The sequence below is a fragment of the Streptomyces sp. NPDC059524 genome, from assembly GCF_042749255.1.
Classification (GTDB): domain Bacteria; phylum Actinomycetota; class Actinomycetes; order Streptomycetales; family Streptomycetaceae; genus Streptomyces; species Streptomyces xanthii.
In genome coordinates, this window is record NZ_JBHYTK010000203.1 from 1 (window position 1) to 11,912 (window position 11,912).

Annotated in this window: 10 protein-coding genes and 1 pseudogene; 4 read left to right on the top strand and 7 right to left on the bottom strand. The window is 71.6% G+C overall.

Annotated elements, in window-relative coordinates:
- Positions 1-14: 14 nt before the first annotated feature.
- A pseudogene (locus ACFW9D_RS34950) lies at positions 15-710 on the bottom strand (DNA-methyltransferase); the annotation flags it as partial.
- Positions 711-962: 252 nt separating this feature from the next.
- Between ACFW9D_RS34950 and ACFW9D_RS34955 the strand changes: the two are divergent.
- Positions 963-1,124 carry a hypothetical protein gene (locus tag ACFW9D_RS34955; RefSeq protein ID WP_384628884.1) on the top strand — a complete coding sequence of 54 codons (162 nt, stop codon included), beginning with the start codon at positions 963-965 and terminating at the stop codon, positions 1,122-1,124.
- Positions 1,125-1,157: 33 nt separating this feature from the next.
- On the opposite strand, the gene ACFW9D_RS34960 is transcribed toward ACFW9D_RS34955, so the two are convergent.
- Positions 1,158-2,396, bottom strand: coding sequence for a PucR family transcriptional regulator (locus ACFW9D_RS34960; RefSeq protein WP_384628887.1), 1,239 nt, complete (start codon positions 2,394-2,396; stop codon positions 1,158-1,160).
- A gap of 184 nt (positions 2,397-2,580) precedes the next feature.
- On the opposite strand from ACFW9D_RS34960, the gene ACFW9D_RS34965 reads away from it, so the two are divergent.
- The 3 genes from ACFW9D_RS34965 (at position 2,581) to ACFW9D_RS34975 (ending at position 6,309) form a co-directional block, all read left to right on the top strand.
- Positions 2,581-3,480 carry an NAD(P)-dependent oxidoreductase gene (locus ACFW9D_RS34965; RefSeq protein WP_384628889.1) on the top strand — a complete coding sequence of 300 codons (900 nt, stop codon included), beginning with the start codon at positions 2,581-2,583 and terminating at the stop codon, positions 3,478-3,480.
- Between the two features lie 172 nt (positions 3,481-3,652).
- Complete coding sequence (locus ACFW9D_RS34970) at positions 3,653-5,101, top strand: MFS transporter (RefSeq protein ID WP_384628892.1); 1,449 nt, start codon at positions 3,653-3,655, stop codon at positions 5,099-5,101.
- 200 nt (positions 5,102-5,301) lie between these two features.
- Positions 5,302-6,309: an alpha/beta hydrolase gene (locus tag ACFW9D_RS34975; RefSeq protein WP_384628895.1), complete on the top strand. Its 1,008-nt coding sequence runs from the start codon at positions 5,302-5,304 to the stop codon at positions 6,307-6,309.
- A gap of 118 nt (positions 6,310-6,427) precedes the next feature.
- On the opposite strand, the gene ACFW9D_RS34980 is transcribed toward ACFW9D_RS34975, so the two are convergent.
- The 5 genes from ACFW9D_RS34980 to ACFW9D_RS35000 all read right to left on the bottom strand — a co-directional run bounded on the left by ACFW9D_RS34980 (position 6,428) and on the right by ACFW9D_RS35000 (position 11,845).
- On the bottom strand, positions 6,428-7,198 hold the full coding sequence (locus ACFW9D_RS34980; RefSeq protein WP_384628898.1) for an SDR family NAD(P)-dependent oxidoreductase: 771 nt from the start codon (positions 7,196-7,198) through the stop codon (positions 6,428-6,430).
- Complete coding sequence (locus tag ACFW9D_RS34985; RefSeq protein ID WP_384628901.1) at positions 7,195-8,214, bottom strand: phosphotransferase family protein; 1,020 nt, start codon at positions 8,212-8,214, stop codon at positions 7,195-7,197. Before ACFW9D_RS34985 ends, ACFW9D_RS34980 begins: the two co-directional genes overlap by 4 nt.
- Complete coding sequence (locus tag ACFW9D_RS34990) at positions 8,211-9,404, bottom strand: acyl-CoA dehydrogenase family protein (protein ID WP_384628903.1); 1,194 nt, start codon at positions 9,402-9,404, stop codon at positions 8,211-8,213. The genes ACFW9D_RS34985 and ACFW9D_RS34990 overlap by 4 nt, the downstream gene beginning before the upstream one ends.
- A gap of 93 nt (positions 9,405-9,497) precedes the next feature.
- The gene (locus ACFW9D_RS34995; protein WP_384628905.1) at positions 9,498-10,757 is read right to left on the bottom strand and encodes an aspartate aminotransferase family protein; all 1,260 of its coding nucleotides are present in this window, start codon (positions 10,755-10,757) and stop codon (positions 9,498-9,500) included.
- Positions 10,758-10,816: 59 nt separating this feature from the next.
- Complete coding sequence (locus ACFW9D_RS35000) at positions 10,817-11,845, bottom strand: dihydrodipicolinate reductase (RefSeq protein WP_384628907.1); 1,029 nt, start codon at positions 11,843-11,845, stop codon at positions 10,817-10,819.
- Positions 11,846-11,912: the final 67 nt, after the last annotated feature.

Consider the following 11,912-nt stretch of genomic DNA (forward strand, 5'->3'; position numbering starts at 1 on the left):
CTCTGCTCTCGTGATCACGCCTCCGGTCCGGCCAGGTCGAAGTCGTCCTTGGTCAGCTCGGCGCGGAGCCGCTGCTCGGCCACGTCGGCGTAGTGCGAGGACAACTCGACGCCGACGAAGCGACGTCCCTCGCGAAGGGCCGCGACTCCCGTGGAGCCGCTGCCGGCGAACGGGTCGAGGACGGTGCCGTCCTCGGGGCAGATCTGCACGAGCTGCTGCATGATCTCGACGGGCCTCTGCGTGATGTGGACCCGGTCCTTGCGGGGCTGGGAGGCGATGTAGTGGCCGGGCAGGTAGAGGTCGCGGGTGTTGTCGAGGGTGCCCTTGACGCCCCAGACGATGAACTCGGAGTCCTGCTTCGGTCCGCCCTTGCGGGGACGGCTGGCGGGCTTGATCCAGGGGATGGTGCCGCTCCAGGTCCAGCCGGCCATCTGCAGGGCGTCGGACGTTGTCGGTTCCTGGCGCCAGTCGGTGAACACCATGGCCACCGCGTGCTCGGCGGAGGCCCGGTACGCCTCGGTGAGCAGTTCGGTCAGCCAGGAGCGGTAGGAGCGCTGGTCGCGGTTCTCGCCGGGGAAGTTGGCGAGGTTGTGGGCCGAATTGCCGGTGACGTACTTGGCGCGGGCCGTACGTCCGGTGCGCTCCGAACTGGTACGCCCACCGCTGTTGTACGGGGGGCCTGTGATCACCGCGTCGACGCTCTGTCCGGGAGGGACGACGTTGGTGGACGAAGGTGCGCGTGCGGTTGCTCGCGATGACGACGTGGTAGCCGGTGGCCGGCATCATCTTCGACCGTTCGCGCCGACGCGGTCACCCAAGCGCTGCGTGACAGAGTTCGCGGTGCACACCGTCTGCGGGCCGGCCCACGCATCCCTACCAGCCTTCGGCAGCCCTTCCAAGATGCCGCTCATCGCGATACTCGACTGCCCGACACACCTGGAGGTTCGACGCCCCGTCAGTTCATGGACGCCAAGCAGACGGCCGAGTACCTCAACATGTCCATCACCTGGGTCTACCGCGACGCGCCCCGACTCGGCCTGCCCGCGTTCAAGTTCGGCACCGGCAGGAACGCGAAGCTCCAGTTCAAGAGAAGCCGCGGGGCCGCGTGCGCTGAACTCTGCTGAACCGCCCGTCCTGCCCCCCCTCCGCGCGGGTGGTCAGCAGCCGGCCTCCTGGTCCTGCCGCAGTTCCACCAGCATGAGCGCGGCTGAAACGCTCGTCGGATCGTCGTCGAGCGGACTCGGCAGCATGGCGCGGGCCTTGGCGAGGCGCCGGTCGATGGTGTTGCGGTGAGCGAAGAGGCGGTCGGCGGTTCTCGAGACGCTGTATCCCTCGGCGACGTAGGTGCGCACCGTGCGCTGCAGGACCGGGTCCGCCGTGGCCAGATCGCCGAGGGCGTCGGTCACGAACTGCTCGGCCTGGGTCAGGTCGGCCGTGAGCAGGTCGACGAGGTGCACGTCCTCGTACCGGACCACGCGTCGCGGCGATCCGATGCGGGCGAGAAGGCGCTGTGCCGCGGCGGCGTCCAGATGGCTCTGCCGGAAGCCGAGGAGGTCGGCCCCGGGCCGGCCGAGCGTGACGCGCACGCTGGGGGTCCGCTCCAGGACGTGCAGCAGGGCGGCCGTCGGTGGCGCTTCGTACGCGGGAACCCACAGCCACAGCGCGGAGGTGCTGGGCGGCAAGGTCAGCCGGCGGGTCGCGCCGCAGGTCCGCATGACTCCCTCGGCGGCACGCTCCAGCTCGTGCACGTCCGTGGGGGAATCGACCCACAGGATCGCCGCGACGTGGTGCCCGGCCAGCGGATAGCCGAGCTGCTCCTCGGCGCGGCCGCGGCTGATCCGCGCGCCCTGGAGCAGCAACTGGACCGTGGTGTGCCGCTGCGCCTGGGCGCCGACGCCCATCTCGGCCCGGATCTCGTCTACGTAGGTCTCGACCGCGGCGATGCAGTCGTCGATGTAGGTGGTCAGCGAGTTGGCGGACACCTCGATGAGTTCGCGCAGTTCGTCGCGGTCCGTGGTCGCGGCGAAGCACTGCTCGACCCAGAGCCCCCATCCGACGCGCTGGGCGGCACGCCAGGATCCGATCTCGTCCGTGTTCATCCCGCGCAGCACGAGGTCCCGGGCGATGGTCAGGGTCTCGCTGTCCCGGGCCGGTGTGACCCTGCGGCCGGGTTCCCGCAGGTTGGACACGAGCCAGTGCGTCATGTTGGCCTTGCACAGGCGCCGGTCCGTCTCCGACAGCACGGGGTCGTCGACGTACTCGCGCTGCCGCACCTCGCGTTGCGAGGCCCGCCACATCTGGTCGACGACCTCTTCCGGCACCGGCAGCCGGCTTTCGGCGACACGCCGGATCAGCTCGCACACCCGTTCGGACGGATCCGGCCACAACGTCTTCACCCTGCGATCGTAGGCGCGAAACCGGCTCCGGCACAGAGCCACGTACCGCGCGGTATGTCGCAAGGTGCGGGATACACCGAGTACCCCGCGATCCTGCACCGACGTGCCCTGGTCGAACGACTGCCCCGGCGGCCAGGGTCTACGCACGGCAGCAAGCGGGCCGGCCATCGTCGAAGGGGCATTCATGGGCAGCACCAAGAGGTACGACGTCCTGGTCATCGGCTGCGGGCTGATGGGATCGGCCCTCGCGAGAACACTGGCCGGACGCGGCTATTCCGTAGCGGCGTGGAACCGCACGCCGCAGCGGGCCCTCGCGCTGGCCGACGCGGGTGTCACACCTGTGGACTCCCCGGCCGAGGCGGTGCCGGCCTCGACCCTCTGCATCACCTGCACCGACACCTACGACAGTGCCCGGTCGGTCCTGCGGTCCGTGACCGACTGGGGGGCCGGCACCACGTGGGTCAACCTGGGCAGCGGATCGGCCGACGACGCCGAGGAGCTGGCGCGCTGGGCGCACGAGCGCGGCGTCGGCTACCTCGACGGATTCATCGTCTGCTACCCCGATCACATCGGCTCCCCCGACGCGATGATCGGCTTCTCCGGGCCGGCCGCGCTCTGGGAGCGGCACCGGGACGTCTTCCTGAGCCTCGCCGGCGCCTCCCAGCACGTCTCCGACGACGTGCGCGGGTCCGCGGTGCTCGACGCCAGCATGGTCGGCACCTTCTTCATCCCGGCGCTGAGCGCCTATGTCGAGGCGGCGACCTACGCGATCGGCCAGGGGCTGTCCCCGCAGGCGCTGGCTGCGACCGCGGCGCAGGTGATCGGCCTGCTCGAGGCGGTGACGCCGGAGACGGCGACCGCGATCGCCCACGACGCCCACGAGACCGATCAGGCGACCTTGAAGACCTTCACCGAGGGTGCCCGGGCTGCACTGGACACCGTGCGTGCCGCGGGCCACCCCGGCCGGCTGCTCACGGCGGCCGTCGAGAACCTCGACCTCGCCGAACGGGCGGGACTCTCCGAACTCGCGTTCTCCGCACAGTGCAAGATCCTGGCCGAAACACGGTCTCCCGCGAAGCACTGACGCACGGCGGCGGCGAGATGGTGCACGGTGCACCGCCACCACCCGCATTTCGGTCAGCGCTGTCGTAGCCCTGGCCAGGCCCCGCCCCACACCTTGAGACCCATCCCACCCGTCGCCGCGACCGGGCTCGACCGGAGGCGACGGCGTCCCCCTTGTATGGGAGTGAACCACTATGGCAAGAGCGAACGAGGCAGTGCTCAGCCCAGGACCGGGCGTCGCGGCCCAGGTTCCGAGCAGGCGCGGCGCGCTGATCGGCGTCTCCGCGCTGCTGTGCACGGTGACCATAGCCGTCAACTTCATGCTGGGCCCTCTGCTGCCCCTGATGCAGAGCCACTACGGCGTCAGCGTGTCGGCAGTGACCTGGGGCCTCACGGCGATGCTCCTGGGGAGCGGCGCCGGCTTCGTCCTCATTCCGCGCCTGCAGGACAACGTCGACGACCGCACGATGCTGCTGTGGTCCGGCGTCCTGCTCACGGCGGGCGCGCTGATCCCCGCCGTCGCCGACACCTACCCGGCGCTGCTCGTCGGCTCGGCCCTGCTCGGCTTCGGCAGCGCGGCGCAGATGCTCCCGCTCGGCTTCCTGCGCCGCCATCTGACCGGCTCCTCGGTGGCCACTGCGGTCAGCGTCCTGATCATGGCTACCGGTACCGGGGTCGTGGTCGGCATGGTGGGCGGCGGCCTGGCCGTGAAGTACCTGTCGCTGTCGGCCTTCTTCTACCTCCTCGCGGCGGCGTTCGCCGTGACCACGGTGGCCCTGCTGGCGGTCGTCCCGCACTCGCACCCCGCCTCGTCGGCGCGCATCGGCGTGGGGGGAACCGCCTGGATGATCGCCTGGGTGACCCTGATCCTGCTCGCGATGGCGCAGATCACCGCCTGGGGTGACGTGTGCTATCTGCTGCTCGCCGCCGGACTCGTCGCCGGTGCGGCCTGGGTGGCGGCGCAGCGCCGGTCGGCCGCCCCGGTCTTCGACCTGGCGATGCTGAAGAAGCCGTACGCCACGACGGCGTGCGTCGCGTCCTGTCTGTTCGGCGCCGTCGACGCGGCCTTCGTACTGCTGGTCACCTACTACACCCAGACGCCGGCCGAGGTCGGATACGGCCTCGGCACCGACGCGCTCGGGACGAGCCTCCTCATGGTTCCGTTCGCGCTGACCATGTTCATCAGCGGCAAGGCCGCGGAGCGGATGGTGCAGCAGGGCCGCCCCGGCGTCATCCTCGTCGCGGGCGCGGCCCTGTGCGGCCTCGGCCTGGTGTGGCTCGCGTTCGCCCACGAGCAGACCTGGCAGTACCTCGTCGGCTCGGCGCTGGTCGGTCTCGGCAGCCGCGCGGGCTACAGCGGTTCGTTCGCGATTCCGCAGCTGGTGGTGGGCGAGGACCAGGCCGGGATGGCGGCCGGTGTCCCGGCCACGGTGATGATGATCGGATCCGCGCTGGGCGCCGCCGTCATCACGACCGTCCTGTCCCTCGAATACCTCCCCCAGGTCCCCGGCGTCCCGCAGCCGCACCTCTACACCGTGGGATACCTCCTCGCCGCGGCCTTCCCGGTCCTCATCCTCCTGGCGACCGGCGTGTCGAACGCCCGTCATCCGGGGGCGTTCAAGGCCCTGGTGACGCGGGCCTAGCCGGACCGGCACCGCTCGGCACTTCGGGGACCGTGAACGGCGTGGCGCCACGGTCCCCGAAGTGCGTCCGTCCGCCCTGAGCGGCGCTCCGTTCGCTCACGGCCGGTTCCGCGTCACTCGCCGCGTTGTGGTCGTGAATTCGCGGAGCGGAGACTCCTAGACTCTCCCCGATGTGGCTCATTTGACTTAGTCTTATGACTATGTCTTCTGTCGATCATTCCAGGCCACCCGGCTGGCGCGGGCTTCTCGACCACGAGTCGCTCCAGGCAGCCGACTTCCTGGCCGAAGTGCTCCCGCGCCCCCTGCACACCCTCGGACTCGAGGGAGTACGGAGGTTCACCGCACCGCAGCCCCCGCCCCGCATCACCCAGGTCGCGTCCGTGACGGAGGACGCCGCCACCTGGACCGACCCGGCCGGCGCGCGTCACTCCGTGCCGGTGCGCGTCTACCGGCCGCACGACAGCGGACCGGAGCCCGCCGGCCTGCCCTGCCTGCTCTATCTCCACGGCGGGGGCTTCACGGTCGGCAGCCTGGACGGCGTCGACGAGGTGTGCCGTCTCTTCAGCGTCGGCGCCGGATGTGTCGTGGTCTCGGTCGACTACCGCCTTGCCCCTGAACACCCGTTCCCCGCAGCCGTCGACGACACGAGGACCGCCCACGGCTGGCTCGTCGAGAACGCGGCGGAACTGGGCATCGACAGCCACCGCATCGCGGTCGCCGGTGATTCGGCCGGCGGAGGTCTGGCGGCGAGCCTCTGCCTGGACCTTCAGCGTCGCGAACTGCCGCAGCCCGTGCTCCAGTTGCTGGTCTACCCGGCCGTGGACGACACGTTCACCCGGCCCTCCTGGACCGAGTTCGCGGACGCGCCCCTGCTGGGGACCGCCGACGCGCGATGGTTCCTGCGCCAGTACGTGGGCGACGAAGGCGTGCCGCCCAGCCCGCTCCTGACGCCGCTGCAGGCGCCGTCCCTGGCCGGGCTCGCCCCCGCCCACGTCATCACCGCGGAGGTGGACTGCCTGCGCGACGACGCCGAGGCGTACGCGCGACGGTTGGAGGCGGACGGCGTCCCGGTGCGGCACCACCGCTACCCAGGGGTGTTCCACGGCTTCTTCACCGAGATCGGCACCTTCACCAAGGCCGCCGACGCCGTCACGGACGCGTGTGCCGGTCTGCGCAAGGCCTTCGGCGGCGCGGCGCTCCCTGTGTGAACTCCTGGTGGAACGGCTGATCACCCGGACCGTGCGCGCGGGCGCCTGGCCGGGTGATCGTGCCGCCTGGCTGCCCTGAAGAAGGCTGCCGCGCACCGGAGTTGTGGAGGACGGCGGCTCAGTGGCCGGACATGCCGCCGTCCACGGCGAGAGTGCTGCCGGTGATGTAGGACGAGGCCGGGGACGCCAGGAAGAGCATCGCCGCGTCCAGTTCGTGCTGCAGGCCCAGCCGGCCGAGAGGGCTGCGTGCCGCGACGAACTCCTTCAGCACGTCCTCGGGCACGGCCGCGGTCATCTCGCTGGCGAAGTAGCCGGGCGCCACGGCGTTGACCCGGATGCCCCGGCGGCCCGACCACTGTCCGGACAGGTCCCGGGTCAGTCCCATCAGTCCGGCCTTGCTGGCCGAGTACGCGGCCTGGGGCGCGTAGGACGTGATGAAGCCCAGCGTGCTGGCTACGTTGACGATGCTGGACCCCGGTTCCATGACCTTCGCGCAGGCCTGGGCCGCCCAGTAGGCGCCGTTGAGGTTCAGCTCGATGACCTGGCGGAACTCCTCGGGGCGTTCGCGCAGCGCGGGGACGGCGGTGCCGATGCCCGCGTTGTTGATCAGGACGTCGATCCGGCCGAACTCCTCCAGGCCGGCCCCGACCATCACCTCGCACTGCTCGGGGTCGGTGACGTCGGTGGCGACCGTGACCGCGCGCCGTCCGGTGGCCCGCACCTGTTCGGCTACGGCCGCCAGCTTCTCGGTGCGGCGCGCGGCGAGCACGACGTCGGCACCGGCCTGCGCCAGTGCGACGGCGAAGCCGGCGCCGAGCCCGGAGCTGGCGCCGGTGACGACGGCCACCTTGCCGTCCAGGCGGAACAGATCGAGGACGGGGGTGGTCACGGGTACCTCCTGAGTGCGTGCAGTCCGGCCGCGGCGAGAGGAGCGGGCGCGTCGCCCACGGTCTCGAACCCGGAGCCGAGGGTCAGACCCTGGCGGTGGCGGGCGTGGATGCCCTCGGCGATCACCGCGATCTTGAAGTAGCCGAGGGCGATGTAGTAGCCGAGGTTCTCCAGACCGCGGCCGCTCGCGACGGCGTAACGCTCGGCCAGGTCGGCGGGGCCGGGCAGACGGGGGCTGGTCGAGGCGGCCCGGCCTCCGAGGACCGGTGCGAAGGCCGGGTCGGCGTACACCAGATGCAGGCCGAGGTCGGCGAGCGGGTCGCCGAGTGTGGCCATCTCCCAGTCCACGAGGGCGCGGACCCGCGACGGGTTCGTGCGGTCGAGGATGGCGTTGTCGACGCGGAAGTCACCGTGCACGACCGAGGCGCCGCTCTCCGGCGGGCAGGCCCGTGCGAGGCGCACGTGCAGGGCCTCGACGTCGGGCAGTTCGCGGGTGCGGACCCGCTGCCACTGGTCGTACCAGCGGGCGACCTGGCGGGCGAGGTAGCCCTCGGCCCGTCCGAAGCCGTCGAGGCCGACGGCAGCGGGCTCGACGGCGTGCAGCCGCGCGAGGACGTCCACCAGGGCGTACGCGCAGTCGGTGACCGTCCGGTCGGGCCACGGTTCCAGGTCGGCCTCGGTGCGGATGACGAGTCCGTCGACGTACTCGACCAGCGCGAACGGCACGCCCAGCACCTCGGCGTCACCGAAGGCCACAGCACGCGCCACCGGGACACCGCTGTCGGCAAGTGCCGAGATCACCCGGTACTCCCGGGCCATGTCGTGTGCCGAGGGTGTCAGTCCGCCGAGCGGCGGGCGGCGCAGCACCCAGCCGCTCCGGCCGTCCGTCAGCCGATAGGTGAGATTGGACCGGCCGCCCTGGACGAGCTCCGCGTGGAGCTCGCCGCGGAAGCCCGGGACGCTCTCCGCGAAGAAGCGCTTGAGCGCGCCCAGGTCCAGTCCCTCGACGGTGCTCATCGACCGGCCGCCTGTTCGTGCCGCTTCACGGTGCGGCGGGCGATGGCCCAGCGGTGCGTCTCCGACGGGCCGTCGTAGATCCGGAACGGGCGGACCTCGCGCAGGAACCGTCCGAGCAGCGCGTCCCCGGAGACGCCGAGAGAACCGCAGATCTGCAGCGAGCGGTCCACGACGCGGTGAATGGCCTCGGCGCAGAAGGTCTTGGCGATCGCGGTGGACTGCGCCGCCGAGCGGCCCTGGTCGAGCTCCCAGCACGCCTGCGTGATCAGCCCGCGCGAGGCGGCGATGTCGATCTCGTTGTCCGCGATCATCTGCTGGATCATGCCGAGATCGGCGAGGCGTGAACCGAACAGCCGGCGCTCCGCGGCGCGCGCCACGGCGATCTCCTGCGCGCGCCGGGCGATGCCGAGCCAACGCATGCAGTGCGTCATCCGGGCCGGACCGAGCCGGACCTGGGCGTAGGCGAAGCCCTCGTCCACGGCGCCGAGCACCGCGTCGTCGGACACGAGGCAGGCGTCGAAGAGCAGCTCGATGTGGCCGCCGAACAGGCTCTCGTCGAGGGTCTCGATGTGCCGGACCGTCTTCATGCCCGGGTTGTCGGCGTCGACCAGGAACATGGTGGCGCCGCCCCGGTCCCCCGGCTCTCCGCCGGTGCGCGCCATCACGATCGCGAAACCCGCGCCGTCGGCCCCGGTGATGAACCACTTGTGGCCGTCGATCCGCCAGCCGCCCGGGACCCGTACGGCCCGGGTGGTCAGCGCGCTGGGGTCGGAGCCCGCCCCCGGCGCGGGCTCCGTCATGGCGAAGCACGAGCGCACCGCGCCGGTGGCGAGCGGGCGCAGGTAGCGTTCCCGCTGCTCCGGTGTCGCGATGGCCTCCAGCATGTGCATGTTGCCCTCGTCGGGCGCGGCGATGTTCAGGGCCAGCGGTCCGAGCAGCGAGTACCCGGCCTCCTCGAAGACCGGCGCGCGCCCGCGCATGTCCAGGCCGTGGCCGCCGTACTCGGGTGCCACGTGCGGGGCGAAGACGCCCGCTTCCTTGGCCGCGGACTGCAACCGGGTCCGCACCTCGTCCGTGTGGACGACGCCGCGGTGTTCCTCTTCCACGGGCACGACGACGTCGGATATGAACCGGGCCGTGCGGTGCACGAGTTCCGCGACGTCCTTCTCGGGGGTCAGGTCGATAGGCACACGTTCTCCAAGGGGCTGATGCACAAGGGGTGTTCGGATCGGGGCCGCGGACGGCTGGCCTGCGGCGGAAGGTCCTGCGGTGACGGCCCGTGGTTACGGCAGCTCTCGCAGGACCTTGTCGAGGGCGTCGGCCGTCGCGTCGATGTCCGCCTGACCGTGCGCGGTGCTGAGGAAGATCTTGCCGGAGGGCATGAACAGCACCCCGTTCGCAAGCATCCCGCCCAGGATCTGCGACCACAGGCCGCCGGTCCCGTGCAGGTTTGTGGCCTCGCCGTCCGGGACGAACTGGAGCAGAGAGCCGACGCGTTGGAGGCGGGCCGTGCGGGGCCCGGCGGCCAGCAGGCCCCCGATCACCTGCTCGAACCGAGCGGAGACGCTCTCCAGGCTCTCGTGGACGGACGGGTCCGCGAGCACGCCCATGGTCGCCTGCACGGCGGCCAGCGCCACGGGATTGCCGTTGAACGTACCGGCGTGGACCACACCGTCGGTCACCTGGTCGATCAGGTCCGCGCGGCCGACGACGGCGCTCTGGGTGAAGCCGCCGGCCATGGCCTTGCCGAAGACGGACAGGTCGGGGCGCACCCCGAAGCGCTCGGCCGCGCCCCCGCGCGCGATCCGGAATCCGGCGATCACCTCGTCGAAGACGAGCACCACGCCGTGCCGGTCGCAGCGGGCGCGCAAGGCCCGCAGAAACTCCGGTGCCGGGGGTTCGACACCGGCGTTGCTCATGATCGGGTCGACGATGACCGCGGCGATGTCCCGTTCCACGGCCTCGGCGAGAATGCGCTCGATCATCTCCGTGTCGTTGAACCGCGCCACGACGAGGTCGTCGAGCACGCTCGGGCTCTGGCCCCGGCCGCCCGGGGCCGCGGGCTCGTCCCAGGCGCCGTCGTCCAGGCCGGCGTGCACCGCGTCCTGCCAGCCGTGATAGCTCTTGGCGAACTTGACGACCCGTCGGCGCCCGGTGGCCGCCCGTGCCAGCCGCAGCGCGACCTGGACCGCCTCGGTCCCGGTGTTGCTCCACAGCAGGCGTTCGCCGTGCGGCACCGCTTCCAGCACGGCCTCGGCCGCCGTGTACTCGAGGACATGGCTGGTGCCGACGACCTGCATCCGACCGGCCACGTCGACGACGGCGTCCGTGATGCGGGGGTCGCCGTGCCCGAGGACGAGCGGTCCCCAGGCCATGACGTAGTCGATGTAGCGGTCGCCGTCGAGGTCCCAGACATGGGCTCCGCGGGCCTCGCTGACGAAGAGCGGATGCGGCCGCATCGCCGCGCGCAGGCCGGAGCCCACCCCCGCTCCCACGCTGCGCCGGGCGCGCTCGAAGGCGATGCGCGATGACTCCAGGCTCATCTGACGTTTCTTCCTTCCTTCGGGTGCCCGGTGCCACCGGGCGGGTTCGTGCCGGAGCCTCAGTGCGTGGCCCGCGCACCCTTGCTGGCCAGTGCGCCGACCGGCAGGTCCTCGACGGTGCGGAATCCCGGCGCCGCCGCGACGACGGCGGTCACCGCGTTCGACGCCATGGCCACGGTCGACAGGAAGCTCTCGAACCCGCCGGGCACCGCGACCTCGATGGTCTGCTCACGGCCGACGAGGACGAGTGCGTCGCCGCGTTCGACCGGGTCCTCGGGGTCGAAGATGCCGAAGCGCGTGGCCAGTTCGACGACCGGCTTCCCGTTCAGCAGTCCTCGGGCGCGGTGCAGGACGCTCGTCACGGTTCCCGCGGCGATGACGGTGTGCTGCCCCTTGCGTTCCGTGGCCGCGATCAGGCCCCGCTCGACCGCGTCGACCTCGATCGCGTCGAGGTCCCACTCCAGTCCCCGGGCCAGGGCGCCGATGCTCTGCGCGAAGCCGACGTGCCCCATGACGCGACCCGCCGCGCGCTCGGCGTCGAACGCTGCGGGCGTGAGGCCGAGGCCGAACTTCCCCAGGATCGCCCCGTAGCGGCTCATGTCCGCCGTGCGCCGCACGGACACCCGCTCCACGCCGAGTGTGAGGCCGCTCAGCACCAGGGGCAGCGTGTCCATCAGCATCCCCGGGTTGCAGCCGGTGCCGAGTACGGAGACACCGTGGTCGCGCGCGAGCCGGTCCAGGCGGGCCACGGCCTGGGCGTGGCTGCGGGTCGGGTCCCGCAGCTCCTCGCAGATCGACACGACGTTCGTACCGCGCTCGACCAGGGCGACGACGGTCGGTTCGATCGCGTCGACCCAGGACGACGTGGCGACCACCGCCACGTCGGCGGGCGGCAGTTCCCCGACGGAAGCGACCACGGGGACGCGCGGCGCACCGGCGACGAAGTCGGCGAGGGGTACGCCGGCCTTGTCCGCCCCGATGTCGAGCGCGCCCAGCAGCGCGCAGTCGCGCCGGCTCACCAGCGACTCGGCGATGGCGATGCCCGTGGCACCGAGTCCTACGACGACGACACCGGTCGTCCTGGTCATGTTCACGTGCCTCCTTCAGTACCGGCGGACTGCGTGGACGTCCCGCGGACGGCCGTTTCTCAGGCCG

Coding starts and splice junctions, on each gene's coding strand:
- ACFW9D_RS34955 (WP_384628884.1), top strand. CDS start 963: ATGGACGCCAAGCAGACGGCCGAGTACCTCAACATGTCCATCACCTGG.
- ACFW9D_RS34965 (WP_384628889.1), top strand. CDS start 2,581: ATGGGCAGCACCAAGAGGTACGACGTCCTGGTCATCGGCTGCGGGCTG.
- ACFW9D_RS34970 (WP_384628892.1), top strand. CDS start 3,653: ATGGCAAGAGCGAACGAGGCAGTGCTCAGCCCAGGACCGGGCGTCGCG.
- ACFW9D_RS34975 (WP_384628895.1), top strand. CDS start 5,302: ATGTCTTCTGTCGATCATTCCAGGCCACCCGGCTGGCGCGGGCTTCTC.
- ACFW9D_RS34985 (WP_384628901.1), bottom strand. CDS start 8,214: ATGAGCACCGTCGAGGGACTGGACCTGGGCGCGCTCAAGCGCTTCTTC.
- ACFW9D_RS34995 (WP_384628905.1), bottom strand. CDS start 10,757: ATGAGCCTGGAGTCATCGCGCATCGCCTTCGAGCGCGCCCGGCGCAGC.
- ACFW9D_RS35000 (WP_384628907.1), bottom strand. CDS start 11,845: ATGACCAGGACGACCGGTGTCGTCGTCGTAGGACTCGGTGCCACGGGC.